Annotated in this window: 29 protein-coding genes and 8 pseudogenes; 4 read left to right on the plus strand and 33 right to left on the minus strand. The window is 65.9% G+C overall.

Annotation, left to right across the window (positions count from 1 at the left end; translation table 11 throughout):
• Positions 1-3: 3 nt before the first annotated feature.
• From K0H76_RS14670 to K0H76_RS14710, 9 genes and pseudogenes are all read right to left on the minus strand, one after another.
• On the minus strand, positions 4-192 hold the full coding sequence (locus tag K0H76_RS14670) for a hypothetical protein (RefSeq protein WP_258933438.1): 189 nt from the start codon (positions 190-192) through the stop codon (positions 4-6).
• Positions 189-398, minus strand: coding sequence for a hypothetical protein (locus K0H76_RS14675; RefSeq protein WP_258933439.1), 210 nt, complete (start codon positions 396-398; stop codon positions 189-191). The genes K0H76_RS14670 and K0H76_RS14675 overlap by 4 nt, the downstream gene beginning before the upstream one ends.
• Positions 395-961, minus strand: a complete 567-nt coding sequence (locus K0H76_RS14680) for a hypothetical protein (RefSeq protein WP_258933440.1) — start codon at positions 959-961, stop codon at positions 395-397. Before K0H76_RS14680 ends, K0H76_RS14675 begins: the two co-directional genes overlap by 4 nt.
• Positions 907-1,428 carry a hypothetical protein gene (locus tag K0H76_RS14685; protein ID WP_258933441.1) on the minus strand — a complete coding sequence of 174 codons (522 nt, stop codon included), beginning with the start codon at positions 1,426-1,428 and terminating at the stop codon, positions 907-909. Before K0H76_RS14685 ends, K0H76_RS14680 begins: the two co-directional genes overlap by 55 nt.
• Positions 1,429-1,461: 33 nt before the next feature.
• Positions 1,462-1,725 (minus strand): hypothetical protein, encoded by a 264-nt coding sequence (locus K0H76_RS14690; RefSeq protein ID WP_258933442.1) that lies wholly within the window; start codon positions 1,723-1,725, stop codon positions 1,462-1,464.
• Positions 1,725-2,003, minus strand: a complete 279-nt coding sequence (locus tag K0H76_RS14695) for a hypothetical protein (protein WP_258933443.1) — start codon at positions 2,001-2,003, stop codon at positions 1,725-1,727. Before K0H76_RS14695 ends, K0H76_RS14690 begins: the two co-directional genes overlap by 1 nt.
• A gap of 169 nt (positions 2,004-2,172) precedes the next feature.
• The gene (locus K0H76_RS14700; RefSeq protein WP_258933444.1) at positions 2,173-2,661 is read right to left on the minus strand and encodes an ABC transporter permease; all 489 of its coding nucleotides are present in this window, start codon (positions 2,659-2,661) and stop codon (positions 2,173-2,175) included.
• Positions 2,589-3,017: a hypothetical protein gene (locus K0H76_RS14705; RefSeq protein WP_258933445.1), complete on the minus strand. Its 429-nt coding sequence runs from the start codon at positions 3,015-3,017 to the stop codon at positions 2,589-2,591. The genes K0H76_RS14700 and K0H76_RS14705 overlap by 73 nt, the downstream gene beginning before the upstream one ends.
• 295 nt (positions 3,018-3,312) lie before the next feature.
• Positions 3,313-4,061 (minus strand): annotated as a pseudogene (locus K0H76_RS14710) (ABC transporter ATP-binding protein).
• Between the two features lie 120 nt (positions 4,062-4,181).
• On the opposite strand from K0H76_RS14710, the gene K0H76_RS14715 reads away from it, so the two are divergent.
• Positions 4,182-5,153, plus strand: a complete 972-nt coding sequence (locus K0H76_RS14715; protein ID WP_246836371.1) for an ATP-binding cassette domain-containing protein — start codon at positions 4,182-4,184, stop codon at positions 5,151-5,153.
• Positions 5,146-6,051: an ABC transporter permease gene (locus K0H76_RS14720; protein ID WP_258933446.1), complete on the plus strand. Its 906-nt coding sequence runs from the start codon at positions 5,146-5,148 to the stop codon at positions 6,049-6,051. Before K0H76_RS14715 ends, K0H76_RS14720 begins: the two co-directional genes overlap by 8 nt.
• A gap of 261 nt (positions 6,052-6,312) precedes the next feature.
• On the opposite strand, the gene K0H76_RS14725 is transcribed toward K0H76_RS14720, so the two are convergent.
• Complete coding sequence (locus K0H76_RS14725; RefSeq protein ID WP_258933447.1) at positions 6,313-6,438, minus strand: hypothetical protein; 126 nt, start codon at positions 6,436-6,438, stop codon at positions 6,313-6,315.
• 83 nt (positions 6,439-6,521) lie between these two features.
• Here K0H76_RS14725 and K0H76_RS14730 point away from each other — a divergent pair, with 83 nt between their 5' ends.
• Positions 6,522-6,905: an ABC transporter permease gene (locus K0H76_RS14730; RefSeq protein ID WP_258933448.1), complete on the plus strand. Its 384-nt coding sequence runs from the start codon at positions 6,522-6,524 to the stop codon at positions 6,903-6,905.
• On the opposite strand, the gene K0H76_RS14735 is transcribed toward K0H76_RS14730, so the two are convergent.
• The 7 genes and pseudogenes from K0H76_RS14735 to K0H76_RS14765 all read right to left on the minus strand — a co-directional run bounded on the left by K0H76_RS14735 (position 6,862) and on the right by K0H76_RS14765 (position 11,708).
• A complete protein-coding gene (locus tag K0H76_RS14735; protein ID WP_258933449.1) occupies positions 6,862-7,833 on the minus strand; it encodes a serine hydrolase in 972 nt (323 codons plus the stop codon). The genes K0H76_RS14730 and K0H76_RS14735 overlap by 44 nt on opposite strands.
• A 221-nt stretch (positions 7,834-8,054) precedes the next feature.
• Entirely contained in the window at positions 8,055-8,384 is a 330-nt protein-coding gene (locus K0H76_RS14740; protein WP_258933450.1) for a hypothetical protein, read from the minus strand.
• A gap of 97 nt (positions 8,385-8,481) precedes the next feature.
• Positions 8,482-9,504, minus strand: a pseudogene (locus K0H76_RS14745) (LLM class flavin-dependent oxidoreductase).
• Positions 9,505-9,546: 42 nt separating this feature from the next.
• Positions 9,547-10,101 (minus strand): hypothetical protein, encoded by a 555-nt coding sequence (locus tag K0H76_RS14750; protein WP_258933451.1) that lies wholly within the window; start codon positions 10,099-10,101, stop codon positions 9,547-9,549.
• On the minus strand, positions 10,050-10,247 hold the full coding sequence (locus K0H76_RS14755; protein ID WP_258933452.1) for a hypothetical protein: 198 nt from the start codon (positions 10,245-10,247) through the stop codon (positions 10,050-10,052). The genes K0H76_RS14750 and K0H76_RS14755 overlap by 52 nt, the downstream gene beginning before the upstream one ends.
• Positions 10,248-10,270: 23 nt before the next feature.
• Positions 10,271-10,426 (minus strand): hypothetical protein, encoded by a 156-nt coding sequence (locus K0H76_RS14760; protein WP_258933453.1) that lies wholly within the window; start codon positions 10,424-10,426, stop codon positions 10,271-10,273.
• A gap of 8 nt (positions 10,427-10,434) precedes the next feature.
• Positions 10,435-11,708 (minus strand): annotated as a pseudogene (locus K0H76_RS14765) (serine hydroxymethyltransferase).
• 131 nt (positions 11,709-11,839) lie between these two features.
• Here K0H76_RS14765 and K0H76_RS14770 point away from each other — a divergent pair.
• Positions 11,840-12,265 (plus strand): transcriptional repressor, encoded by a 426-nt coding sequence (locus K0H76_RS14770; protein WP_258933454.1) that lies wholly within the window; start codon positions 11,840-11,842, stop codon positions 12,263-12,265.
• A 141-nt stretch (positions 12,266-12,406) separates the two neighbouring features.
• On the opposite strand, the gene K0H76_RS14775 is transcribed toward K0H76_RS14770, so the two are convergent.
• From K0H76_RS14775 to K0H76_RS14850, 16 genes and pseudogenes are all read right to left on the minus strand, one after another.
• Positions 12,407-12,667, minus strand: a complete 261-nt coding sequence (locus K0H76_RS14775) for a hypothetical protein (RefSeq protein WP_258933455.1) — start codon at positions 12,665-12,667, stop codon at positions 12,407-12,409.
• Positions 12,668-12,892: 225 nt separating this feature from the next.
• Positions 12,893-13,474 carry a hypothetical protein gene (locus K0H76_RS14780; protein ID WP_258933456.1) on the minus strand — a complete coding sequence of 194 codons (582 nt, stop codon included), beginning with the start codon at positions 13,472-13,474 and terminating at the stop codon, positions 12,893-12,895.
• Positions 13,475-13,549: 75 nt separating this feature from the next.
• Positions 13,550-13,843, minus strand: coding sequence for a hypothetical protein (locus K0H76_RS14785; protein ID WP_258933457.1), 294 nt, complete (start codon positions 13,841-13,843; stop codon positions 13,550-13,552).
• A 34-nt stretch (positions 13,844-13,877) separates the two neighbouring features.
• Positions 13,878-14,120: a hypothetical protein gene (locus K0H76_RS14790; RefSeq protein WP_146341361.1), complete on the minus strand. Its 243-nt coding sequence runs from the start codon at positions 14,118-14,120 to the stop codon at positions 13,878-13,880.
• 336 nt (positions 14,121-14,456) lie between these two features.
• Positions 14,457-14,777, minus strand: coding sequence for a hypothetical protein (locus K0H76_RS14795; RefSeq protein WP_258933458.1), 321 nt, complete (start codon positions 14,775-14,777; stop codon positions 14,457-14,459).
• A gap of 107 nt (positions 14,778-14,884) precedes the next feature.
• A pseudogene (locus K0H76_RS14800) lies at positions 14,885-16,571 on the minus strand (alpha-amylase family protein).
• Positions 16,571-17,534 (minus strand): annotated as a pseudogene (locus K0H76_RS14805) (TIGR03557 family F420-dependent LLM class oxidoreductase). Before K0H76_RS14805 ends, K0H76_RS14800 begins: the two co-directional pseudogenes overlap by 1 nt.
• 116 nt (positions 17,535-17,650) lie before the next feature.
• On the minus strand, positions 17,651-18,886 hold the full coding sequence (locus K0H76_RS14810) for an NADP-dependent isocitrate dehydrogenase (RefSeq protein WP_258933459.1): 1,236 nt from the start codon (positions 18,884-18,886) through the stop codon (positions 17,651-17,653).
• A complete protein-coding gene (locus K0H76_RS14815) occupies positions 18,876-19,178 on the minus strand; it encodes an NADP-dependent isocitrate dehydrogenase (protein WP_258935429.1) in 303 nt (100 codons plus the stop codon). The genes K0H76_RS14810 and K0H76_RS14815 overlap by 11 nt, the downstream gene beginning before the upstream one ends.
• Positions 19,097-19,864 carry an NADP-dependent isocitrate dehydrogenase gene (locus K0H76_RS14820; protein ID WP_258933460.1) on the minus strand — a complete coding sequence of 256 codons (768 nt, stop codon included), beginning with the start codon at positions 19,862-19,864 and terminating at the stop codon, positions 19,097-19,099. The genes K0H76_RS14815 and K0H76_RS14820 overlap by 82 nt, the downstream gene beginning before the upstream one ends.
• 118 nt (positions 19,865-19,982) lie before the next feature.
• Positions 19,983-20,741, minus strand: coding sequence for a magnesium transporter (locus K0H76_RS14825; protein ID WP_258933461.1), 759 nt, complete (start codon positions 20,739-20,741; stop codon positions 19,983-19,985).
• 17 nt (positions 20,742-20,758) lie between these two features.
• A complete protein-coding gene (locus K0H76_RS14830; protein ID WP_258933462.1) occupies positions 20,759-21,154 on the minus strand; it encodes a hypothetical protein in 396 nt (131 codons plus the stop codon).
• Positions 21,091-21,318, minus strand: a complete 228-nt coding sequence (locus tag K0H76_RS14835; protein ID WP_258933463.1) for a hypothetical protein — start codon at positions 21,316-21,318, stop codon at positions 21,091-21,093. The genes K0H76_RS14830 and K0H76_RS14835 overlap by 64 nt, the downstream gene beginning before the upstream one ends.
• A gap of 32 nt (positions 21,319-21,350) precedes the next feature.
• Positions 21,351-22,986: pseudogene (gene purH, locus K0H76_RS14840) on the minus strand (bifunctional phosphoribosylaminoimidazolecarboxamide formyltransferase/IMP cyclohydrolase).
• 41 nt (positions 22,987-23,027) lie between these two features.
• A pseudogene (locus K0H76_RS14845) lies at positions 23,028-23,706 on the minus strand (response regulator transcription factor).
• A 95-nt stretch (positions 23,707-23,801) separates the two neighbouring features.
• Positions 23,802-24,956: pseudogene (locus tag K0H76_RS14850) on the minus strand (ATP-binding protein).
• Positions 24,957-25,137: the final 181 nt, after the last annotated feature.

A 25,137-nucleotide genomic window follows, 5' to 3' on the forward strand; every position in this document is an offset into this window, starting at 1 on the left:
GGGCTATGTGCGGGATGCGCGGCGCGCGGCGAAGGCGGCGGCAAGCAGCGCTGCCGTCATGAGCGCGGTGAGGGCCGCAGCCGCTGCGAGCAGGTAGGCCTCCTGATCCCGCGCCGCCGCGACGGCGTAGTAGACGCCGGTGACACCGGCCAGGCCGATGGCGGTGACGATGCGCTGCGCGGTCTGGGTCACTCCTGCTGAGGCGCGGCCACGTGCTCAGGCACCTCCTGCATGGACAGCGTCTGAGCCGACGGGATGATGAGCGCCTGGGCGAGCCCGTTGATCGTCATCCCGGCCACGATCCACCACACGGAGGAGACGGGTGTGCCCATCAGCAGCGCTGCCCCCATGAGTGCGGCCGCAGAGACGACCGCGGCCGTCGTGCAAGCGACCATCATGCGCGGCCCGAGCCGCTCCACCCGACGGCCCACCTGAGTGGACAGCGCCATGACCAGCACAGCCGACGGAAGCGTGACGAGTCCGCGACCAGCGCGCTGTGGCCCATGCCCTGCTGGACATACACAGCGACCACCGCGCCCATAGCGGGCATTCCGGCGAAGTAGAGGATCAGCACCGAGGAGTTCCAGGTGAAGCTGGGAATGGCGAACAGCCGCAGATCCACCATAGGTGCGGCGGGATTCCGCTGAGCCATTCGTCTCTCCCACAGCACCCACACGCCCAGCAGGCCGAGGCCTGCGAGGGCCAGTGCCACACCTGCAGGACTCTGGAACTGGATGAAGGGCAGAAGGATCAGCAGGATCGACCCGGTGAGCAGGAGCGCCCCGACAGGATCCAGACGTGCTATTCCTCTGAGCTGCTGCTCCGAGGACGAACCGGAGGCGTCGCCCGCCGGGACCGGCAGCCACAGGTAGGCCAGCACCAGCGCCACCGCAACCACCGGGACGTTCACCGCCATGACGAGCCTCCAGGCGAAGTGATCGTCGCCCAGCTCCAGAAGCACTCCGGCCAGCAGGGGCCGAGAGCCAGCCCGAGCCCGATGACGGTGCTCATCATGCCGTAGGCCCGCCCCTGGCAGCGCCCGTGAAGAGCTGCTGGATGATTCCGATGACCTGCGGCACCAGCAGTGATGAGCCGAACCCCATGATGAACCGCATGAGGTTCAGCACCAGAGGGCTCGGCGCCAGAGCAGCGCCCAGGAGGCGCACCCGAAGACGGCGACGCCCATGAGGAACATGCGGCGCCTGCCCCAGATGTCGCCAAGCTCGCCCCGCAGGGACTCATGCCCACGCCGAAGGCGAGCGCGTAGCCGGAGAGAACCCACTGGAGGTCCGATGGGGTGGCACCGAGGCCCTCTTCGATGGCGGGCAGAGCCACCATCACCGATGAGATGCTCAGCAGCGAGCCGAACATCGGCAGCATCAGTGCCGCCAGCACTCGCCGGTCAGGCGCCGCTGCTGGTTCAGTCACCTGCTCACACTAGCGCAGTCGACGGTGAGGCCTTCAGGCGAATCGGAGGTAGTGGGAGACCTCACGGCGGAAGGCGAGGATGAGCCACCACACGACGAGGACCATGTGGATTGCATACAGCCCGACGCTCAGCGCAAGGACCGGATCCAGGTCGAAGTATGGGACGAGCATGAGGCTGAACAGGACCGTGGCGAGGGCCCCGACGATCCCGATGATGGCAAAGACGATGCCGAGGATTCGAGCCCAGTTGCGCTCGGCTCTGAGCCCGAAGTAGACGACGAGGTAGAGCCCAGCCATCAGTGCGGCGGAGATGATGGCACCTGCAGCTCCCCTGCGCTGTCGGCAGCGGCTTCGGCCTCGTCTGCGGGAAGGCCGAAGTCCTCATACATGGCCAGCACGCCGTCGAGGTAGGCGTCGCTGAGCATCCAGACCGTCATCAGTGCGTAGCTGGCCAGGCTCAGGACCAACAGGGCGAGCACCAGCACCCTCAGTGTGCGCACCGAGTTCGGCTCGGTGAGGGCGCCGGTCCCGTAGGCGGCGTGCGGGTCGTAGGGCTCAGTTCCGTATTTGCTCATGTCTCCTCTCGTTGTGTGGTCTGCGGTAGGCGGGACTACTCGTAGCGAAGCGCCTCGATCAGGTCCTTGCGGGCGGCTCGCATAGCAGGAAGCGTCCCTGCGAGGAATGCGATCGCGATGATCAGGGCGAAGATGCCTCCGACCGCCATGAAGTTCAGGCCGAAGAGGCTCAGCTCGGCGAAGTCCCCAGCGGTGGGTCCTCTCCTCCGGTCAGGGCAGCGTCGAGGGCGAACCCGACCACCAGGCCGGAGGCGATGCCGATGATGGATCCCATGAGGCCGATGACGACGGCTTCGAGCGAGAACAGGCCGAATACGCGCCCTGAAGACATGCCGAGCGCCTTCATCAGGCCGATCTCGCGGGTGCGCTCCTGGACGCTCATCAGAAGCGTGTTGACGATGCCGAAGCTCGCTGCGAGCAGGGCGATGAGGGCGAAGGCCGAAAGCACCCAGGTCACGGTGTCGATCACGGCTTCGAACATGGCGATCTGATCCTCGACGGTCAGGCCCATCATGCCCTCCTCGTCGAGCGCATCCTTGATGTCCTGCTCGTATGCCTCCAGGTCCGAGATCTGCAGCGCGGCCATCATGTAGCCCTCGGGCTGCTCTCCCTCGTAGCCTTCGGCGTTGATGTCAGCGATCTGCTCGGTGAGCTCCACGGAGGGATGGGGGTGAACCCGACGCCTGCGAGGGAGCCCTGCGTGACGCCGACGATCTCCGCCTCGACATCCGACTGCTCGCCGATGGCGCTGCTGGCTGCGATCAGGACCGTCTGCCCGATGGCGTCCTCCGGAGAGTCGGTGTCGAAGATCGTCAGCCAGTCCTCGGGGATCGTGATCTCCGCTTCGTCGGAGGCTGGGATACTGCCTGCGGCGAGCTCGACCAGCGGGGCGTTGAGCGCGTCGTCCAGCTGCAGCTGGTACTGGTCTCCGCCCTGCGTCTCGAGGTAGTCGGCGTCTGCCGCGATGGAGGCGTCCACCCCAGTGACCCCGTCGAGGTCCTCGACGTATTCCATGTCCTCCCCGTGAGGAGGCCCGAGCCGAACCCGGTGTCGGTGGCGGCGTCGGGGTCGTACTCAGCGGGGCCATCCTGCTCCTCGGCATCCGCTTCGAAGGAGGGAATGACATAGATCGCGTCGTCTTCGCCGAAGCCCGCCACGATGCGATCGAGGGTCTGGTTGATCCCCGCTCCCAGACCCGAGGTCAGGGTGAGGGTGAAGGCGCCGATGACGATGGCGACGACGGTCAGGCCGGTGCGCATCTTGGCGCGGAGCGTGTTGCCGAAGGCTGCTCTGATCAGGTCGAAAGTCTTCACGCTGCTGCCTCCTGGGCGGTTCGGCCGGTCTCTTCGCGGACGATCTCGCCGTCCTGCATCATCAGCCGCCGCTGACACTTGGCTGCGAGGTCCTCGTCGTGGGTCACCAGCACCAGAGTGATGCCGTGGTCGCGGTGGAGTCCGAAGAGGATGTCTTCGACGACGTCGCCTGTGGCTGAGTCGAGGTTGCCCGTGGGCTCATCGGCGAAGAGCACGCTGGGGCTGTTGATGAGGGCCCGTGCGATGCAGGCGCGCTGCTTCTGACCGCCCGACAGCGTGGTGGCCCTGTTCTTGGCCTTGGCGCCCATGTCCAGCTGCTCGAGGACGCGCATCCCCTGCTCGTTGCGCTCAGCTTTGCCCACTCCTGCGATCTTCAGGGAAGGGTCACATTCTCGAGCACCGTCTGATGGGGGTTGAGGAAGAACTGCTGGAAGACGAAGCCGAAGGTTCTGTTCCTCAGCTGGGAAACCTCCTTGGCCTTGAGGCCGCTGACGGGCTCGCCGCGCAGGGCAACGACTCCCGCGCTGGGCTGGTCCAGCAGCGCCAGCAGGTGCATCAGGGTCGACTTGCCGGAGCCGGACTTGCCGACGATGGCGACGGACTCGCCCTGCTGAATGCCGAAGGTCAGGCCTTTCAGGGCGTCGAAGCGAGTCTCGCCGCGGCCGTACACCTTGACCAGATTCTCTGTTTCCAGGATGGGTTCGCCGTCTCGTGCGGAGTCGGTTCCAGGGAGGGTTTGCGTCATGCCTGTCAGTCTTCCGGATGAGGACCCTCTGCACATCACCCTCAAGGATGAACGTCCGCGACCGCTCCGCATATGAAGACGTCCTCCTCGCGACAGTGTCCCTCGGCCCTGCGCGCTAAGCTGGCGGGCGTGCCAGACTCAGCCTTCCCGTCGCCAGCCATCGCCGCCGAGAACCTGGTGAAGCGCTACGGCGACTTCACCGCAGTGGACGGCATCAGCTTCTCCGTGGCATCCGGCGAGTCATTCGGGCTCCTCGGTCCCAATGGAGCAGGGAAGTCCACCACCATGCGCATGATCGCCGCAGTGGCCTCCCGAACCTCCGGGTCCATGACGGTCGCCGGACTCGATCCGCAGCGTGAGGGCCCGCAGGTGCGGGCGCGCCTGGGCGTGATTCCCCAGCAGGACAACCTGGACGAGGAGCTGACGGTCCGAGAGAACATCATCATGTACGGCAGGTTCTTCGGACTGCCGCGCCGATACCTGACCTCCAAGGCGGACGAGCTGCTCGAGTTCGCCCAGCTCACGCGCAAAGCATCGTCCCGGGTCGAGGATCTCTCGGGAGGGATGAAGCGCCGCCTCACCATCGCCCGAGCACTGGTGAACGACCCCGACATCCTTCTGCTCGATGAGCCGACGACCGGCCTGGACCCGCAGGCGCGGCACGTGCTCTGGGACCGGCTCTTCCGGCTTCGCGAACGTGGGACCACCCTGGTGCTCACCACGCATCATATGGAGGAGGCGGAGCAGCTCTGCGAACGGCTCATCGTGGTGGACCACGGCCAGATCATGGCCGAGGGCTCCCCGCAGGGCCTCATCAGAGAGCATTCGACGCGAGAGGTCCTCGAGCTGCGGTTCGGCATGGATCGGAACAGCGAGCTCGCGGCCGAGCTCGAGCCCGTCCTGACGGACGCTGCGATCGGCTTCAGCCACATCGAAGTGCTCCCCGACCGCCTGCTGGCCTACGCCGCCGATGCGGAGGCTGCCCTCGAACGGATCCACAGCACCGGGCGCAGACCCGTGACCTCATTGATCCGACGGTCATCGCTGGAGGATGTCTTCCTGCGCCTGACGGGAAGGACGCTCGTTGACTGAGCGGCCGGTCCGGCCCCGCCAGGCTGAGCCGTCCCCGGCCGCGGACAAGGACGCCCTCGGCCGCGCCGCCTCGGTGCGCGGGGTGCTGTTCATGACCGAACGGGTGCTGCGTTCGATGCGGGCCTATGCGAGCGTGATCCTGTTCGCCTCCGTCGCCAACCCCATCATCTACATCGTTGCCATGGGCCTGGGGCTCGGCGCTCTGGTGGGCCAGGGAACCAGCTTCGCCGAATACGGCGCCGACTCCTATCTGATGTACATCGCACCGGGGATCCTCGCCGCCACGCTGATGATGTCCGGTGCCATCGAGATGACCTTCCCGGTGATGGAGGGGTTCAAGTGGCGCCGCGGGTACTACGCCGCGCAGGCTACTCCGCTCACTCCCCGTCAGATCGCCGCTGGCCACATCTGCGCCGTCTGCGTGAGGTTCCTGCTGCACTCGGCGGTGTTCCTGACTGTCATGCTCGCCTTCGGGGTGCTGGCCTCCCCGTGGGCATTCCTTCAGGTGCTGACCGCATCCATGGGCGGTCTGGCCCTCGGACTGCCGATCATGGCCTACGTGGCGGCCCTTCGCGACGACAGGGGACGCATCGCACTCATTCAGCGCTTCGTCGTGATGCCGCTGTTCCTCTTCTCGGGAACGTTCTACCCGCTGACCAACCTGCCGCTGCCCCTTCAGATGCTGGGATGGCTCTCTCCCCTGTGGCATGCCAACGAGCTGGGACGGGTCCTGTCCTTCGGGCAGCCCACACCGGTGTGGCTCATCGTCGTCCACGCCGCGTACCTCGTCGTCATGATCCTGCTGGGCTGGCTGATCGTCCAGCGGGTCTACACCGCCCGCCTCGGCTACGACGAGTGGCGCGGCAGGGTCCCGGGGTGGCGCGGACGCCAAGCGTGAGGCCAAGGTCGCAGCCCAGGACCGGAGGGAGCAGGAGACCGGCGCAGCACCGACGGTCACCGTCCGCACCGGCTTCGCCTCCAACCTGTACTCCGGCAACGTCAGGGCGGTCTTCGAGCGGGGCCTCTCAGCCATCAGGAGCGGCCGGAAGCTGATCTTCTTCGCAGGCTTCCTCGAGCCGGTGCTCTTCCTGACCTCCTTCGGCCTCGGGGTCTCCCCGATGCTCGGCGAAGGGTTCGAGGTCAACAGGGAGACCGTCTCCTACGCCGCGTTCATCGCTCCCGCCCTGCTGGCGGTGTCAGCCATGAACGGCGCTGTGTTCGACTCGACGGTGAACGTGTTCTTCAAGCTTCGGATCACCAAGCTGTACCGGACCATGATCGCCACGTCCTTGGGCCCGCTGGACCTCACCCTGGGCGAGATTCTGCTCGCCCTGTTCCGGGGCGATCTACGCCGGCGGGTTCCTGGCGGTGCTGCTGGTCGCCGGGCTGGTCGATCCTCTGGCGGCGGTGCTGATGCTCGCAGCGTCGCTGCTCATCGCCCTCGGGTTCGCCGCTGTGGGCATGGCGGTCACCACCTTCATGACCCGCTTCCAGCAGCTCGACTGGCTCATGGTCCTCATGCTGCCCATGTTCCTATTCTCCGCAACCCTCTTCCCCATTGAGGTGTACCCGGAGCTCGCCCAGCGGCTCATCCAGGTGCTTCCGCTCTGGCACGGCGTGGAACTGATGCGCCACATCGCCTTCTGGGACTTCGGCCCCATGAGCCTGGTGCACGTGGGCTACTACCTGGCGATGATCGGGGTGGGGCTCACCGTGACGACCTACCGAATGCAGAAGCTCTTCCTGCGCTGAGCAGGGCCGCCTCAGGCTGAGGGTCAGTCCTGGTCCCCTCATCCTCCTCATCCTCACCGTCAGGGTCCTCGGAGTCCGTGCCGATGGTCAGAGCGTCTTGGGCGAGCTGGAAGAACTCGCCGCGGTGCTCCCCGAGCGCCTCATCGTGCTGGGCGAGAAGGACAACCGTCCGGGTGGTTCCGTCCTCAGCCTCCGCGTGCCAGCTGCCGGTGAGCACTCCCGGCAGGCCGCCGCCCTTGAACGCAAGGCTCTCCCACCATGGGTCCTCCACAGGTCCTGCCAGGCCCGGATTGGTGTCGAGAACAGGCCCCAGCTGTGGCTGCTGCTCGGCCAGGTCGGCCAGTTCCTCGTGCACCGCAGCGATGTCGTAGGCGCTGGCATGCCAGTCCACGTCGACGTCGACATCCTCGGGGCCTGTGTCCTCGTAGGAGATGTCCAGCTCCTCGCCTTCGAGCTCTGCGAGCCGCTCCCGCTGATCCGCCTCGTCGAGAGATCCCCACCCCTCGCCGAGGTCGGGGAGCTGCCAGCGGAGCTGGAAGAGCTCCCGGGTGGTGAGGAACGGCTGGAGAAGCTCCGGCTGGGTGTGCCCGGAGTCGGCCACGGCATCCTCGACCGCGTCGCGCCCCAGCAGATCGATGAGCATATCCGTGCCCGTGTTGTCGGAGACTTCGATGGTCCGCTGCGCCACGTCGCTGATGGTCGTGGTGTACCCCGCGGGCTGATCCTGGAGCGTGCCGGAGGAGGCTCCGCAGATCCTCAGTGAGCTCGATCTCGTCGCCCCATTCCAGGCTCTGGTCCTCCTCGATGGCCTGGCCCAGGGCAAGCACCACGTACAGCTTGGACGTGGAGGCCAGCGGGGAAGCCTCGTGGGGACGGCCCAGCTCGAGGAGCGGCTCCCCGTCCTCCAGGACCAGCGCGTGCATCTCACCCGGAATCTCTCCCAGCCGCTCGGCGACCTCCTCGAACCCGTCGGTAGGCTCCATGCGCTCAAAGGGCTCGGCGAAGAGCACCGTCTCAATCGTCTCTCCGTCATCCGAGAGCGCCACCTGAAGGTCCAGCTCGGCGCTGGGCGACTCCAGGCGGGTCGTCGACGACGTCTCGTCCCCCTCATAGTCTGCCGCGACCCACGGAGCGGACGGACGGAGATCCTCATTGAGGATCTCCGCGAAGTCGTCCGCGTCCACCTGGGAGGCGAACGTGTCGCTGGTAAGCCCTCCCACTGCGAGGCCTCGGCGTCGCCCTCCGCATTGAGCGCCTCGACGATCTCCTCGGCAAGCTCACCGGCAGGGTCTTCTGGGAAGTCGATGTGCGGCAGCCGGCGGTGGCATCCTGGGAATCGGCCTCGGCCTCCTGGGCCTCGTAGCCGTCGCCTCCATCCAGGGGCGTGGGCGGGCCCTCTCCAACCTCGCCTCCGCCGTTGTCCATGCAGGCGGTGAGGGTGAAGAGCCCTGCGCCGAGTGCGCCCACGGCCGGGCGCATCAGGGACGTATGGGGGCGCGGCGATTCAGGCGCAGTGTGAGGCACGGATGAGATTGTGCCAGACAGCACCAACCCGAGGTGGGCACATTTCGTCCCTCTATTTCCACCCGAGGGGCTTCGCGACGTGCTCCATGATGCTCTCCAGCACGTGCGCGTTGTATTCGACGCCCAGCTGGTTGGGCACAGTGACCAGGAGGGTGTCGGCCTCTGCGACCGCTGTGTCCTCAGCGAGCGCCGTGACCAGCTGGTCCGGCTCCGCAGTGTAGGAGCGGCCGAAGACAGCACGGGTCTTCTCATCGATCATTCCGAACTTGTCCTCAGAGTCTCGCTGGCCCAGGAAGTAGGCCCGATCCTGATCGTTGACGATCGGGATGATGGATCGGGACACGGAGACCCGAGGCTCGAAGCCGTGATGGTGCTGGGCGAATTCCTGGCGGAACTTCTGGATCTGGCGGGTCTGCTGCACATGCAGGGGCTCCCCCGACTCGTCGTCCTTGAGGGTGGAGCTCATCAGGTTCATGCCCATCCTGCCTGCCCACTCAGCGGTGGCGTCAGAGCCTGCGCCCCACCAGATCCGCTGACGCAGACCCTCGGAGTAGGGCTCGATGCGCAGCATGCCGGGCGGGTTGGGAACATGGGGCGCGGATTGGGCTCCGCGAACTGACGGCCCTCCAGGACCTGCAGAGCCACCTCAGTGTGCTTGCGGGCCATATCCGCCGAGGTCTCCCCTCGCCGGGCTGGTAGCCGAAGTACGTGAAGCCGTCGATGACCTGCTCGGGGATCCCCGGGAGATGCCCAGCTGCAGACGCCCCTGCGCAATCAGATCAGCTGCGCCTGCATCCTCGGCGAAGTACATGGGGTTCTCGTACCGCATGTCGATGACGCCGGTGCCGATCTCAATGCTGCGGGTCCGAGCGCCCACCGCCGCAAGGAGCGGGAATGGACTGGCCAGCTGCCGGGCGAAGTGATGAATGCGGAAGTATGCGCCGTCCACCCCGAGCTCCTCCGCCGCGACGGAGAGGTCGATGCTCTGCAGCAGCGCGTCCTGCCCCGACTGGGTGTGCGAGTGAGGTGAGGGTGTCCAGTGGCCGAAGGAGAGGAAGCCGATCTTTTTCGCCATGCTCGGCTCAACTGATCATCGAGCCTTCGCATTCCGTCAGGATCAGTAAGCGGCGCGCTCCGCTGACTCCACCACGTTGGCGAGGAGCTCGACGCGCGTCATCGGCCCCACTCCCCGGATTGGGCGAGTAGTGGCTGGCGACCTCCTCGATGCCGGGACCGATGTCGCCGAAGATCGTGGCCTTGCCGGTCTGGGGTCCACCTCACGGGTGACGCCCACATCGAGCACCACGACTCCCTGCTTCAGGTCAGCCGGGTCGATCATGTGCTTCACTCCCGCAGCCGCGACAACGACGTCAGCCTTCTTCAGGTGCGATGCGGTGTCCTTGGTGCCGGTGTGGCAGAGGGTCACCGTTGCGTTGACGTTCCGCCTCGTGAGCAGCAGGCCGATGGGTAGGCCGATCGTGACGCCGCGCCCCACCACCACGACGTGCTTGCCGTTGAGGTCGAGCCCGTAGTGCGTCAGCAGGTCCACACATCCTTTGGGAGTGCATGGAAGCGGCGAGGTGAGATCACCGGAGGTCGATGCGACCAGCCGCCCGAGGTTCATCGGGTGCAGACCATCGGCATCCTTGTTGGGATCGATGGCCTCCAGCACGGCCTGAGTGTCCAGGTGCTTCGGCAGGGAAGCTGAACGATGTAGCCGGTGCACGCAGGGTCGCTGTTGAGCTTCTCCAGCTCAGCGAGCAGCTCCTCCTGCGTGATGCTCTCATCGAGCTGCACCTGGATGGAGTTGATGCCCACCTCGGAGCAGTCGCGGTGCTTGCTTAAGCCACGTAGGATTCGCTCGCCGGGTCGGAGCCGACGAGGACCGTCGCGAGGCCGGGCGTCACGCCTCGCTCCTTGAGCGCGGAGACCCGCTGAGCGAGGTCCTCCCTCATGGCCTTGGCGGTGGCCTTTCCGTCCAGAATCTGCGCTGTCATCGCTTCACTCACCAATCTTCCAGACCCTCATACAGCGGGAAGTCCGCTGCAAGCTTCTTGACCCGTTCTTCCAGCGCCTCCACATTCGGCTCCGGCTTCAGCGCCGCGGCGATGATGTCTGCCACTTCGCGGAACTCCTCGTCGCCGAATCCTCGCGACGCCAGCGCGGGGGTGCCGATGCGCAGTCCGGAGGTCGTCATGGGCGGGCGCGGGTCGTTCGGCACGGAGTTGCGGTTCACCGTGATGCCGATCTCGTGGAGGAGATCTTCGGCCTGCTTGCCGTCCAGATCCGAGTTCCGCAGATCCACCAGCACCAGGTGGACGTCGGTTCCGCCGGTGAGCACCGAAACGCCGTGCTCGGTGACATCGTCGGCCACGAGCCGCTCAGCGAGGATTCGGGCGCTAAACCACGGTGCGGCGCTGCTTCTCCTGGAAGTCCTCGGACCCGGCGATCTTGAAGGCAATCGCCTTGGCCGCGATGACGTGCATCAGAGGTCCGCCCTGCTGCCCTGGGAACACGGCCGAATTGATCTTCTTCCGGTGCTCCTCCTTGCAGAGGATGAGTCCCGAGCGCAGGCCCGCCAGGGTCTTGTGCACGGTGGTGGTGACCACATCGGCATACGGCACGGGGTTGGCGTGGAGCCCGGCGGCCACCAGGTAGGCGAAGTGAGCCATGTCGACCCACAGGAGCGCGCCCACCTCGTCTGCGATCTCGCGGAAGCGGACGAAGTCGAGCTCGCGGGGTAGGCCGACCATCCCGCGACGATCATCTTCGGCTTCTCCTCATGGGCAATCCGGCGCACCTCGTCCATGTCGATGGAGCCGGTCTCAGGATCCACCTCATAGGCGGCGATCTCATAGAACTTGCCGGAGTGGTTGAGCTTCATGCCGTGGGTGAGGTGCCCTCCGTGGGCGAGCGAGAGGCCCATCATCTTGTCCCCGGGCTGCATGAAGGCCGTCATCACGGCCACGTTGGCCTGTGCGCCGGAGTGGGGCTGAACATTGGCGTGATCGGCTCCGAAGAGCTGCTTGGCCCGCTCGATGGCGAGGTTCTCCGCCACATCGACGAATTCGCAGCCGCCGTAGTAGCGACGGCCGGGATAGCCCTCTGCATACTTGTTGGTCAGCACAGAGCCCTGCGCCTCAAGCACCGCACGAGGCACGAAGTTTTCGCTGGCGATCATCTCAAGGGTGCCGCGCTGGCGGCCAGCTCATCGGCTATCGCCTGGGCGATCTCCGGGTCCACATCTGCCAAAGGTGCAGTATTGATGTCAGCGCTCACAGGGGCTCCTCGTCTCCGGTCATCGTGCCGGGCCAAGTCTACGCGCCGGTCGGCCGCACCCAAGGCTCTGTGAAGAGCATCACCCATGGGCTTTTTATGAGAACCTCATAACTGCTGGCATGATATAGAGAATGAAAGAGCAGGATTGGCCCTCCCAGCTGCGCCAGCGGGGCATGCGCGTCACGCGCCAGCGCCTCGCCGTGCTTGAGGCGGTCCACTCTCAGCCCCATCAGCCTGCCGAGGGCGTTCACGCAGCAGTGGCCGAGACTCTGCCCGAGATCACCGTGCAGTCGATCTATACGGTCCTGCACGACCTCACCGCCAAGGAGCTCATCAGGCGCTTCGACCCGCCCGGGGCCGCGGCGTGCTACGAGACGCGCACCGAGGACAACCACCACCACGCCATCTGCACCAGCTGCGGACGTATCGAAGACGTCGACTGCGTCCACGGCGAGGCGCCCTGCCTGGAGGCCCCTGCCTCCTTGGGCATGCAGATCGATGTTGCCGATGTGGTCTTCCGCGGCGTCTGCGCCGACTGCCGACTCACACCGGCCTGAGCTTCCGCCACATATTCCTGTGAGCAGAATCTGCTTTCACGGCAGATGGATTCCTGGCAGACAGAAAGGCTCCCTGCGCAATGCGCAGGAGCCTTTCCTGAATCAACGGTTCATTGAACCGAAGTGCTGATCAGAATTCGATCAGCCTTCGTCGTCCATGCCTTCGTCGTCCATGCCTTCGTCGTCCATGCCGTCGTCCTCGACGGCTGCGTCGTCATCCATGGCGTCGTCTTCAGCGGCGCCATCGTCTTCCATGCCGTCGCCGTTGTCCTCGACAGCTGGGTCATCAGTGCCGGTGTCGTCGGCGCCGTCGTCGCATGCGGCCAGACCGAACATGGCGATGGAGCCGATGCCAACGATGCCTGCAATGCTGCGGAGCTTGGAGTTTTCGGTAGTAGCCATACGTGGTTACCTCCGTGTGATCCTGCATCGATGTGATGCGTGGCGGAATTTCCGCCGTCATCGCCGGGAAATGGCTTCCCCGGCGAACTGGTTCCATACCATCAGACGAGGCGGCGGAAAGAAAGCGAAAATGGGCCGTTAGGGCGAATTCGGAGAAGACTCTTAGGGGTGTCCAGGTTCGGGCGGACAGGACCAAAGCTTTCCTAGCTCCCCTCCAGGAAACCGTCACCCAGTGGCCTCCATCACCGCCTCCTCGAGCTCAGAGAATTCGATGATCACGTCCTCGTCCGGCTCCTCCGCGTCGTCCGTCTCATCCCAGTCCTCGAAGGAGACAGACACTTCGGCTGCCTCGTAGCCGACGAGGTAGGGATCATCCTCTTCGGCGGCGACCATGAAGGTGGCGTTCTCGATCTCGTAGACCCAGACGTTCTCCCCGTTGACCGTGTCGACTTCTCCCTCGGCGTCCTCCTCGGACACGGCCGACTCGAAGCCCTCCCTGAGGTTCATGATGAACGCCTCCGGGGTCTCGATCATCTCGAGGTCCACGACCTCGGTCACGTGGACCCACTCGCCGCGCTCCTGCAGCCAATCCTCGAGCTCCTCGGGCTGAAGGCCCTCCGCATCCTCAGGACGCGACTCCTCATATGTTGAGACGAAGAACTCGTTGGACTGCAGCACCCTCTCCCCATCGTCGAAGAGACGCTGCTCGCCGAAGGGCGACTCATGCAGGGAACCGTCGCCGGTCATGCTGCCTGCGATGACCAGCTCGTCTCCGGGACCGAGCTCGGCGTCGTCCTCGCCGTCCATGCGGCTCCTCAGCGGCGTCGATCTCAGGCACCTCCTCAGCGTCCTCGTCGTCCTCTTCGACGAGGACGGTGATGGTCACGCTCTCGTAATCGAGGGAGCTGTCCCAGATGTCCTCCTGAATCTGAGCGAAGCTGGGCGGGTCCATCGTGTCGTCGTCAGGAGCGACGCCCTGCTCATCCTCCGGGTCCTCCCCGCGATCTCTTCGGGCTGGTCGCCCTGCTCCTCAGCACCGTCGGGGTCCTGACCCTCGGTTCCGCCGCCGTCCTCCTCATCGGTCTGGTCATCGGCCGGGACGCCCTCATCGCCGCAGGCGGTCAGCGCCAGCAGTGCAACACCCAGCAGTCCAGCGGTCCTGTACAGCGTGCTCATCTCTTCGATCTCCTTACCGGCCGCCTGCTGCGGCTCATTGACTGTTCACGGCGGCCTCAAGCAGGCTGCTGCTCTCGGCGACGTCTGATTCGGGCTGCGGCGCAGCCCCTGCCTCCTCGAGGATCTCCTCGATCGTGATCACGTCATCCGGCGCCTCAGGGGCTTCGGACTCGCCCCATTCGGCGAAGGAGTAGGTGTTCTCGCCGTCGTTGATCTCCATGATCAGCGGCTCCTCAGCGGAGGACACGACGAACGTGAAGTCGTCCTCCTCAAACACCCAGACCTCCTCGCCGCCGCGGGTGCTCTCCTCGGCCTCGAGCTCGTCATACTCGCCGTCCTCGAGCTCGGAGCGCCACGTGGTCAGCAGCTCCTCAGCCGAATAGACGGCCTCGGCCTCCGGGAACTGGACCCAGGAGTCGCCGATGATCTCTGAGAGCTCCTCGGACGAGACAGCGGCCTCGTCGTCCTCGGGGACGCTGCCTCGTCCTCGTCCTCGTCAACGTCGTCCTCGTCGTTGAGCTCTGCGGCCAGCAGCTGCGCGAACTCCTCGCGGCGAAGTACTCGTCGCCCTCGACGACCCTGTGGGTAAAGCTCGTGGTGCCCGCACTGAAGCTCATCTGGGAGGCGGTTCCGTCCAACGCACCGAGAATCTCGAGCTGCCCGGAGTCCTCCTCGTCGATCTCGCCGAAGAGTTCGTCCAGCTCGGCCTCCCCGCCTCCATCTCGCCTGTCACGGTCACCGACTCCGCGGCCAGCGACGAGTCGAAGGCTTCCTGGCGAATATCGCCGAAGACCGGCGCGGACTCGGGCGCCGCGGCGTCGTGCTGGTCGGTGGCATCCACCGGGTAGGGACCGCAGGCGCTGAGCACCAGGGCCCCGGACGCCGCCAGAGCAGGCGCGGCTGCCATATATGGGGTCCTCAGGGTTCGCATCATCAGAGTGGGTGCCTCCTCATTCAGGCCGTTCATTGAAGGTACTCAGCGAGTCTGAGTGTTGGCTAAGCTGCGATCAAGCAGCGCGCGCAGGCGTTCCGGGCCGGGGATCAGACGAGTCGCGGGTCGCCCTCGCGCTTGATCCGCAGCCACCGTGATCCGAAGCCGTCCAGCCGAGCCTCCGTCGACGATTCGCCGTCGAGCTCGAAGGTGTCATCCACCATCAGGTCCATCAGGAGCGTTCCAGGGCCCTCATCCGACAGTGCGAACGGCACTTGGACGGGTTCGGAGGCGAGGTTGTGCAGAAGCACCAGGGTATGGTCCTCCCACACCATCCGGTAGGCCAGGACGCAGCGGTGCGGCTGTTCGATGATGTTCGCATCGCCCCAGCCGATCTCGGGGATTCGCGGTAGCGCTTCGCCAACCGCGTGATCCAGTGCAGGAGCGAATCCTGCTCCCGGCGCGAGATGCCCGCGTTGACGTGCTCCGGTCCGTAGGAGCCCTCTGTGACGGCGCGCGCCACCTTTGAGGGGCTGGCGGAGGAGAACCCTGCGTTCTTCTCGCTGGACCACTGCATGGGAGTGCGGACGGCCTCCCTGCCCGGCACGTCCAGGTTCTCGCCCATGCTGATCTCCTCCCCGTAGTAGAGCACCGGAGTGCCGGGGAGGCTGAAGAGGAGGCTGTATGCGAGCTTCAGACGTCGGGGTCGCCCTCGAACATGGTGGGCAGGCGACGCCGGATGCCGCGTCCTGCGAACCGGTGCTCCTCGTCGGGGGCGAAGGTATCGAGAACTTCGTTCCTCTCGTCGTCCGTGAGCAGGTCCAGCGTCAGCTCGTCGTGGTTGCGGAGGAAGTTCGCGTACTGCACCTCTTCGTTCAGGTCCGTGGGGCGGGACTTCAGCGCCTCTTCGATGGGAGCTGCGTCCTGACGCGCGAACGACAGGAACATCCTCTGATTGGTGAAGAAGTCGAACTGCATCGACAGCTGATCACCGTCCGATCCCCGAAGAAGGCCCTCTGCTCCTCATGGGGCAGGTTCACCTCACCCAGCATGATGGCAGCGCCCTGTCCGCTGGCCCGCCGCTGCATGAATGACCGCAGCGCGCGCAGGTAGTCGTGCGGCTCGGCCATCTCGTCGTCGTCGATCTCAATCAGGGTGGTCTGATTGATGGCGAACGGCACAGCGTCGACGCGGAAGCCGTCGACCCCAGCTGGAGCCAGAATCCCATGATCTTGGAGATCTCGTCACGCACCTGCGGGTTGGCAGTGTTCAGGTCCGGCTGCGTGTGCAGGAAGTGGTGCAGGTACCACTCCCCGTCTTCTCATCCTGCGTCCAGATTCCGTCCTCGGAGTCCGGGAACATCGTCTGGTCGGACGTGTCTGGCGGGGTGTCGCCGCGCCACACGTAGTAGTCGCGGTAGGGGTTGTCCTTCGAGGCGCGGGACCTGCGGAACCAGTAGTGCTGATCGCTGGTGTGATTGATGACCAGGTCGATGATCACCCGGATTCCGCGGTCGTGGGCGGTGCGGATGAGCTCGACGATGTCGCCGTGGTCCCCGTAGCGCTGGTCCACGCCGTAGAAGTCGGCGATGTCGTACCCGCTGTCGCGCCGGGGCGAGGGGTAGAAGGGCATGAGCCAGATGCAGGTCACGCCGATCTCGGCAAGGTAGTCGATGCGCTGGCACATGCCGTCGATGTCACCGATGCCATCGTTGTTGGAGTCCAGGTAGACCTCCATATCGATGCAGTAGATGAAGGCGTTCTTGTACCAGAGGTCGGCGGTCTCGGTGATGCGCATCAGGTGCCTTTCAGCTGGGGCAGGACCTTCTCGCCGAACGTGTCGATGAACGGCTTCTGGTGCTGTCCCACATGGTGGAGGTATAGGGCGTCGAAGTCCTCGGCTGCGGCGGAGAGCCACTCGACGTGCTGGTCCGGCTCCGCCGAGGTCCAGACGGCGTCAAGGACCGTCCCCGCCGACACTTCTCCGGCGGCGGTGTCGAAGTGCGCCGGCGTGGCGAGGTCCTGGTCCAGGGGCGGCCCGAAGACGTTGGCGGACCATTGGTGGCGCGCCGTCTCCACTGCCTGCTCGTAGGTGTCGGCCCAGGAGAGGTGCACCTGCAGGAATGCGGATCCCCGGCCGCCTGCGTCCCGATAGGCCTTCAGGGTGTCGCGGTGGGCGCCGCCGGGCTGGTTGAGCGTGATCATGCCCTCGGCCCAGTGGGCTGCGCGGCGAGCAGACTCAGGAGTGATGCACGTCGCCAGCAGCGGCACCCTTGGGCCGGACGGTCGTAGAGGTAGGCATCCTCAACCTCTACGTGGCCGGAGTGCTTAAGCTGATCCATTCGCCCTGGTGCAGGCGTCGAATGATGTCCACGGCCTCTTCGAGCCTGTCGCGCCGCTGCTCGAGCGGAAGCCATTTGTCGGCGGTGACGTGCTCGTTCATGTTCTGGCCCGCGCCGAGGGCCACCCAGTAGCGCTCGGGGAACATCTCACCGAGCGTCGCGGTGGCCTGGGCGATCAGGGCCGGGTGATAGCGCTGACCGGGGGCGCAGACCGAGCCGATGGGAAAGGTGGTCTGTGCCAGTGCGGCGCCGAGCCAGGAGAGGGTGAATCCCGAGTGGCCCTGATTCTCGGACCAGGGCATGAAGTGGTCCGAGCTCATGGCCGCGTCGAAGCCTGCCTGCTCGGCATGCTTCACATCGGCCAGAAGCTGGGACGGAGCGATCTGCTCCTGAGAGCAGTGGAAGCCGAAAAGTGTCATAGTGCAAACCACCCAGGTGAGGTTGTCGGTGCGTCTCTCGTGGTCAGAGACTGTATCGACACCCACCTGGGCGGTTGCTGAATGCTGGCCGCAGGACGGCCTGCCTCATTCGGGAATCAGTAAGCCAGACCGTCGATGATCTCGTTCAGCGTCGACGAGGGCCGCATCACCTTGAACGCCTTCTTCTCATCGGGCCGGTAATAGCCCCCGACATCGGCGGGGCTGCCCTGGACCGCTGTGAGCTCCTCGAGGATCTTGTCCTCGTTCTTGGTCAGCGCCTCGGCGACGGGCGCGAACGTGTCGGCGAGGTCCGAATCCTCAGTCTGCGCGGCAAGCTCCTGGGCCCAGTACTGGGCGAGGTAGAAGTGGGAGCCGCGGTTGTCGAGGCCGCCCGGCTTCCGCCCCGGTGAGCGGTCCTCCATCAGGAACGTGGCGGTTGCCCGGTCCAGTGCGGAGGCGAGCACCTTTGCCTTCGGCGCTGAACCTTGCTCCGCGTACTTCTGCAGGGAAGGGACCAGTGCGAAGAACTCTCCGAGGAGTCCCAGCGAAGGAAGTTCTCCTCGGTGAGCTGCTGGACGTGCTTGGGAGCGGAGCCATGGCTCCGGTCTCGTAGAGGCCCCGCCTGCCATGAGAGGCACGATCGAGAGCATCTTTGCGGAGGTTCCCAGCTCGAGGATGGGAAACAGGTCCGTGAGGTAGTCACGGAGGACGTTTCCGGTCACGGAGATGGTGTCCTCGCCGTCGCGGAGGCGCTCGACCGTGTACTTGGTGGCCTCGACGGGGTTGAGGATCTTGATCTCCAGGCCCTCGGTGTCGTGATCGTCCAAGTAGTGCACCACCTTGGTGATGAGCTTGGCGTCGTGCGCACGCTGCTCGTCGAGCCAGAACACGGCGGGCGCGTTGGCTTCACGGGCCCGGGCCACGGCCAGCTTCACCCAGTCCTGGATGGGGTCGTCCTTGGTCTGGCAGGCCCTCCAGATGTCGCCGGGCTCCACGGTGTGCTCGATGACGACATCGCCTGCAGCGGTGACCACCTGCACGGTCCCTTCGGCTTCGATCTCGAAGGTCTTGTCGTGCGAGCCGTACTCCTCGGCCTTCTGGGCCATGAGTCCCACATTGGGGACGGTTCCCATGGTGGTGGGGTCGAAGGCGCCGTGCGCGCGGCAGTCCTCGATGACGGCCTGGTAGACACCGGCGTAGGAGGAGTCAGGGATGACGGCCAGGGTGTCGTCGGTCTCGCCGCTGGGGCCCCACAGCTTGCCGCCGTTGCGGATCATGGCGGGCATGGAGGCGTCGACGATGACGTCCGAGGGAACGTGCAGCCCGGTGATGCCCTTGGAGTCATCGACCATGGACATCCGGGGCCGTTCTCCAGGCCCTTCCGGTACTCCTCCTGGATGCCTTCGCTAGCTTTGCCGAGCTTCTCTGCTCCCTTGAGGATGGAGGCCAGCCCGTCGTTGGCTGAGAGTCCGGCCGCGGCGAGGTCATCCCCGTACTTCTCGAAGATGGAGGGAAGAACGCCTTCACGATGTGGCCGAAGATGATCGGGTCGGAGACCTTCATCATGGTCGCCTTGAGGTGGGCGGAGAAGAGAACGTCCGCCTCCTTGGCCGCCTGGACCTGCTCGGTGAGGAATGCGTCCAGGGCGCGCGGACATGAAGGTGCCGTCGAGGACCTCGTAAGCCTGCACCGTGAGCCCCTCTTTGAGCGTGGTGACAGTGCCGTCGCCTTACCACGTGCTGGATGGTCACGGCGTCCTCGCGCTCGAAGACCACTGACTGCTCGTTGGAGGCGAAGTCGTCCTCGCCCATGGTGGCCACGTTCGTGGTGGATTCGGAGGACCACTGGCCCATGCGGTGAGGGTTGGCACGCACGTACTTCTTGATGGACTCGGGCGCGCGGCGGTCTGAGTTGCCCTCGCGCAGCACGGGGTTCACGGCCGAGCCCTTGACCTTGTCGTACCGAGCTCGGATGTCCTGCTCCTCCTCGGAGGAGGGCGACTCAGGGTAGTCGGGCAGCTTGTAGCCCTGCGACTGCAGCTCGGCGATGGCTGCCTTCAGCTGCGGCACGGACGCGGAGATGTTCGGAAGCTTCACAATGTTCGCATCGGGGCTCTTGGCCAGCTGGCCGAGCTCGGCGAGGGCGTCCGCCTCCGCCTTGTCCTCACCGACGTGGTCGGGGAACTGGGAGATGATGCGTCCTGCCAGGGAGATGTCCCGGGTCTCGACCTCGACCCCGGCAGTGGAGGCGAAGGCCTCGACAATGGGCTTCAGGGAGAAGGTCGCCAGCATGGGCGCTTCGTCAGTGTTCGTGTAGATGATCTTTGCCATGGGTGTGGGTTTCCCTCGAGGTCGCTCGTGATGACGTCGTTCAGATGTCCGGTGTGTTGGTCACAACCTATCAAGTCTGCGCCTGCGCCCGAGCGTTCGCGCGGGCGGCGCCGGGGCCTCAGATGCCGAGGACGGTCATCGCAATGAGGAAGTAGACGATGAGGCCTGCCGCGTCGACGAACGTTGCGATGAACGGGTTGGCGAAGACGGCGGGATCGGCTCCGATCGATTTGCCCAGCAGCGGCATGAGCCCTCCTGCGGAGGCGGCCATGGTGCAGACGACGAGCATCGTCAGGCCGATGACCAGGCCGATGTCCCAGCCGTAGACCCCGCCGGTGATCACGAGAGCGAGCACACCGAGGGACGAGCCGAGCGTCAGCCCCACTCGCACCTCTCGCCACAGCACTTTGATCGCGTCCCTGGTGCGCACGTCGCCGAGTGCAAGAGCGCGGGTGACTGTGGTGGCCGCCTGGTTGCCGACGTTTCCGCCGGTGCCGATCAGCAGGGGAACGAAGAGCGCAAGTGCCACCACGGCTTCCAGCTGGTCCTCGAATGCGTCGAGCACCGACACCGTCAGCGTGGCGCCGACGGCCAGGACCAGCAGCCAGACGATGCGCGATTTCATAATGGTCAGCACAGGCGTGGAGAGGTAGGGCCGGTTCAGCGGCTCGGCACCGCCGTGCCGGGCCGCATCCTCATTCTCAGCCCGCTCGATGATGTCCAGCGCGTCATCCACGGTGAAGATTCCGACGACGCGGTGCTCTTTGTCGGTGACCGGCATGGCGAGATGCTTGCGGTCGGCGCACCGGCGCGCTGCGTCCTCCGCGTCGTGGTCGGCGTCCACGGAGTCGGCCTCCGCCATCAGCTCGCCGACCACGGCTGCGCTGTCGGCCTTCAGCAGGTCGCGGGCGAGACCACTCCCTGCAGCATCCGGCTCGCGTCGACCACGGGAACGGTGTAGATCGTCTCGGCGTCCTCGGCCTGGGCGCGCACCTTCTGCAGCGCCTCCGCCACGGTCAGCTCCTGGCGCAGGGCGACAAACTCGGGGCTCATGTGGCGGCCGATCGTGCCCAGGTCGTAGCCGAGGACGATGTTCGTGAGATTCCGCTCACGCTCGTCGAGGTGACGCATCATCTGCCGGGCGACCGAGGCTGGCATCTCGTCCATCAGCCGGACTCGGTCGTCCGGATCCAGGGACTCGAAGAAGTGGGCCACGTCGTGGTCCTTCAGGCCCTCGAGAAGCTCATGCTGGAGCGCCTCATCCAGGAGGTCGAAGGCCTCGACCGCCACGTCTTTGGGCAGGAGCCGGAACGCGACGGCGCGATCCTTGACCCCAGTCGCTCCAGGAAGTCCACGACGTCGCCGGGGTTCGAGTCGCTCAGCGCCTGGCGAAGCTCGCGGAGCCTTTCCTCACGGATGAGCTCGGTCAGCTCATCGAGCAGCTCTTCAGTCACGGCGTTCTGCCCTATCTCTTCGGTCGCTCAGGTCAGTGTGCGAAGTGCCGGGTGCCGGTGAAGTACATCGTCAGACCGGCGTCCTGGGCAGCGGCGATGACTTCCTCGTCGCGCTGGGATCCGCCCGGCTGCACCACGGCGGTCACAGCCGGCGGCGATGAGGATTGCCAGCCCGTCGGCGAATGGGAAGAACGCGTCGGATGCGGCCACGGCGCCGCGTGCGCGCTCCACACCCTCGCCTCCGAGGGTGTTGGCCCGCTGAACAGCCAGACGGCAGGAGTCGAGCCGGTTGACCTGGCCCATGCCGATGCCGACCGCTGCCTGATGCTTGGCCAGCAGGATGGCGTTGGACTTCACCCCGCGCACCGCTCGCCACGAGAAGGCCAGGTCCGTCAGCACCTGCTCCTCGGCGGCAGGGCCTGCCACCAGCTTCCAGTTCGAGGGGTCGTCGCCGTCTGCGTCGAGAGCGTCGGAGGCTTGGAGAAGCATGCCGCCGGAGATCTGGCGATACTCGACCGTCTCCCGGTGGTGGCCCTCGGCCAGCTGCAGCAGCCGGACGTTCTTCTTCTGCCTCAGGATCTCCAGCGCCTCATCTGAGAAGGAGGGCGCCGCCACCACCTCGGTGAAGACCTCCGATACGGCCTGGGCCATCTCTGCGCTGACCTCTCGGTTCGCGGCGATGACCCCTCCGAAGGCGGAGAGGGGATCCGTGGCGTGCGCCGCACTGTGGGCGGCAGCGACGCTGTCAGCCTGCGCGATTCCGCACGGGTTGGCGTGCTTGATGATCGCAACAGCAGGACGTGAGAAGTCGAACGCGGCGCGGACGGCCGCGTCGGCGTCCACGTAGTTGTTGAAGCTCATGGCTTTGCCGTGGAGCACCTGTGCCTGCGCCAGCCCTGGGGCGGCGTGCGGCTCGGTGTAGACGGCTGTAGGCTGGTGGGAGTTCTCGCCGTACCGCAGGAGGCCACGCGTTCCAGTGCGAGGTAGGCATAGGGCGGGAAGTGTGCCTTGCGGCGCGATTCGCTGACCACCGGAGGGGCGGGCAGGTCTGCGGCGTCGAAGTCGGTGTCGAACTCCTGGGCCGTCCACCGTGCCACGGCGGTGTCGTATGCAGCAGTGTGCGCAAAGGCAAGAGCGGCCAGGCGCTTGCGCTGAGCCAGGGTGAATCCGCCCTGCCCTGCGGCGGCGATCGTCTCCCCATACCTGAGCGGGTCGACGACGACGGCCACTGAGGCGTGGTTCTTCGCAGCGGCGCGCACCATCGAGGGGCCGCCGATGTCGATCTTTTCAACGATCTCCTGCTCGGAGGCGTCTGAGGCCGCCGTCTCGGCGAAGGGGTAGAGGTTGGCGATCACCAGATCGATGGGGAGATGCCGTGGCCCTCCAGGGTGCTGACGTGCTCCGGGTTGCGACGATCGGCGAGGATGCCTCCGTGGATCCGCGGGTGGAGCGTCTTCACCCGCCCGTCGAGCATCTCGGGAATCCGGTGACGTCCTCCACCTGGGTCACCGGTATTCCGGCGTCGGCGATGCGGGAGGCCGTGGAGCCGGTGGATACGAGCTCCACACCCGCATCGTGGAGTCCCTGCGCGAGCTCAGTGAGACCTGTCTTGTCGAAGACGCTGATCAGTGCTCTCCGGATGGGCTGGGTGGTGTCCTTGTCGCTCATGCAACCTCCGCCGTCGTCGTATGCCTGGACCAGCGGACAGTCTAGCCGTCGAACTTATAGCCGAGGCCTCGCACGGTCACCAGAAGCCGAGGCTTGGCGGGGTCGGACTCGATCTTCGAGCGGAGGCGCTTCACATGCACGTCCAGGGTCTTGGTGTCTCCCACATAGTCGGAGCCCCACACCCTGTCGATGATCTGCCCGCGGGTCAGCACGCGTCCGGCATTGCGGATGAGGATCTCGAGGAGCTCGAACTCCTTCAGGGGAAGGCTGACCTTGCGGTAAGCGAGCTCGACGATGTGGCGCTCAATGTCCATGCGCACGGGTCCGGCTGCGATGGTGGATGAGCCTTCGAACTCAGGCTCGACGTTGCGCCGCAGGACCGCTCGCACTCGAGCCAGAAGCTCGCGGGAGGAGTAGGGCTTGGTGACGTAGTCGTCGGCCCCCAGCTCCAGTCCGACCACCTTGTCGATCTCCGAGTCCTTCGCTGTCAGCATGATCACCGGGACGTTCGAACGGAGCCGGATCTGCCTGCACACCTCGGTGCCGGGCTGGCCGGGAGCTGGAGGTCCAGCAGCACCAGGTCTGCCCCTCGCGGTCGAAGAGATCGACCGCCTCGAGCCCGTCGGCAGCCACCAGTGCGTCGTAGCCCTCCTTCTCCAGGGTGTATGAGAGGGCGTCCGAGAACGACTCCTCGTCCTCAACGATCAGGATCCTGGTCACGCGTCTCCTCCTTCGCCGGCGCGGGGCGCTGCCGGGCTTCTTCGGTGCGATGGTGGGCTCTTCTGCGGTCAGCTCACGCTGCTCCGCGCGGTGGGTCAGGGTCTCGTCGACGCCGGTGAGGCCCTTGAGGGAGTCAGACCTTCGTCGATCTCCGGAAGCCGCACGGTGAAGGTGGATCCCTTGCCCTGCTGGGACCACAGCGACACCTCTCCCCGTGGTTTCCGATCACGTGCTTGACGATGCTCAGCCCCAGGCCTGTGCCGCCGGTCTGGCGGGACCTGGCCGCATCGACGCGGTAGAAGCGCTCGAAGATTCGCTCCTGGTTCTCGGGCGCGATGCCCATCCCCTGGTCTGTGATGGCCACCTCGGCGATCCCGTCCGCCGACGCCAGGCCGACCCCACCCGGGTGTTGGGGGCGAGTACCGAAGCGCGTTGTCGATGAGGTTTCGAACGGCCATGGTCAGCTGCTCCTGGTCGCCGTGGACGCGCCTGGGCAGGTTCCCGCCGACCTTGATCTGGATGTGCCGCTCCTCGGCTGTGAGCCGGGAGCGGTCCACGGCTTCGTCGATCACAGCCTGAAGGTCGACGGGCCTGCTAAGCGTGCACCACGTTCTTGCCCTGCACGCGGGAGAGCTCGATGATGTCCTGCACGAGCGCGGCGAGGCGGACGGACTCCTTGTGCAGGCGCTTGGAGAACCGTCGGACGGCGTCCTCGTCCTCGGCGGCATCTTCGATGGTTTCGGCGAGCAGGCTGATGGCGCCGACGGGGTCTTCAGCTCGTGGGAGACGTTGGCGACGAAGTCGTTGCGCACCGCCTCGGTGCGGGAGACCTCAGTGCGGTCGTCGGCGAGGACGAGGATGTACTCGTCGCCCAGGGGTGCGACCCGCAGGTTGGCGACGATGCTGGCTTCGCCCTGCAGGCCGCGAGGCAGCTCGAGCTGCTCCTCGATGATCACTCCGTCGCCGCGGACCCGTGCGGTGAGGGCCAGGACTTCGCGGTGCACCACGGTGTGGCCGCGGACGAGCCCGAAGGCGTATGCGGCGGGGTTGGCCCGGACCACTCCGTCGACGGTGTCGACGACGATGTACCCCAGGCCCAGGGAGGCTAGGACCTCTGTGGCGTAAGTAGGCATCGAGGGCTCGTCGACGTCCACGTCGGCGGCGCGCTGCCGCTCGGAGACCCGGAATGCGTACATGCACGCAACGCCCAGCGCGACGCCGACGATCAGCGCTGTAGCCGCAACGAGCAGGGAGTCCACAACGTCCCAGCTTAGGGCCCCGCCGGAGCCTGTGCTGTCCGCGTGTCGCCGCGCAGACAGATGTTCACCAGAAGTTCACCTCTGCGTCAGCCGCCATCCTGAGCCGTGTCACCTGGGGCGACCACTGTGGACAGGCACCCCGTTGAACGCAGGCCAATAAGGACATGACTCG

This window comes from Nesterenkonia pannonica (assembly GCF_019575955.1).
GTDB lineage: Bacteria > Actinomycetota > Actinomycetes > Actinomycetales > Micrococcaceae > Nesterenkonia > Nesterenkonia pannonica.

What these genes read in the sequence shown, in the direction of transcription:
- K0H76_RS14690 (WP_258933442.1), bottom strand. Translation starts at nt 1,725, where the DNA reads ATGGCTGGGCTCTACCTCGTCGTCTACTTCGGGCTCAGAGCCGAGCGC.
- K0H76_RS14760 (WP_258933453.1), bottom strand. Translation starts at nt 10,426, where the DNA reads ATGACAGCGCAGATTCTGGACGGAAAGGCCACCGCCAAGGCCATGAGG.
- K0H76_RS14780 (WP_258933456.1), bottom strand. Translation starts at nt 13,474, where the DNA reads ATGGACGGCGAGGACGACGCCGAGCTCGGTCCCGGAGACGAGCTGGTC.
- K0H76_RS14785 (WP_258933457.1), bottom strand. Translation starts at nt 13,843, where the DNA reads ATGAGCACGCTGTACAGGACCGCTGGACTGCTGGGTGTTGCACTGCTG.
- K0H76_RS14675 (WP_258933439.1), bottom strand. Translation starts at nt 398, where the DNA reads ATGATGGTCGCTTGCACGACGGCCGCGGTCGTCTCTGCGGCCGCACTC.
- K0H76_RS14820 (WP_258933460.1), bottom strand. Translation starts at nt 19,864, where the DNA reads ATGGCAAAGATCATCTACACGAACACTGACGAAGCGCCCATGCTGGCG.
- K0H76_RS14770 (WP_258933454.1), top strand. Translation starts at nt 11,840, where the DNA reads ATGAAAGAGCAGGATTGGCCCTCCCAGCTGCGCCAGCGGGGCATGCGC.
- K0H76_RS14695 (WP_258933443.1), bottom strand. Translation starts at nt 2,003, where the DNA reads ATGAGCAAATACGGAACTGAGCCCTACGACCCGCACGCCGCCTACGGG.
- K0H76_RS14740 (WP_258933450.1), bottom strand. Translation starts at nt 8,384, where the DNA reads ATGCGCCCGGCCGTGGGCGCACTCGGCGCAGGGCTCTTCACCCTCACC.
- K0H76_RS14775 (WP_258933455.1), bottom strand. Translation starts at nt 12,667, where the DNA reads ATGGCTACTACCGAAAACTCCAAGCTCCGCAGCATTGCAGGCATCGTT.
- K0H76_RS14810 (WP_258933459.1), bottom strand. Translation starts at nt 18,886, where the DNA reads ATGGTCGATGACTCCAAGGGCATCACCGGGCTGCACGTTCCCTCGGAC.
- K0H76_RS14795 (WP_258933458.1), bottom strand. Translation starts at nt 14,777, where the DNA reads ATGATGCGAACCCTGAGGACCCCATATATGGCAGCCGCGCCTGCTCTG.
- K0H76_RS14705 (WP_258933445.1), bottom strand. Translation starts at nt 3,017, where the DNA reads ATGGAATACGTCGAGGACCTCGACGGGGTCACTGGGGTGGACGCCTCC.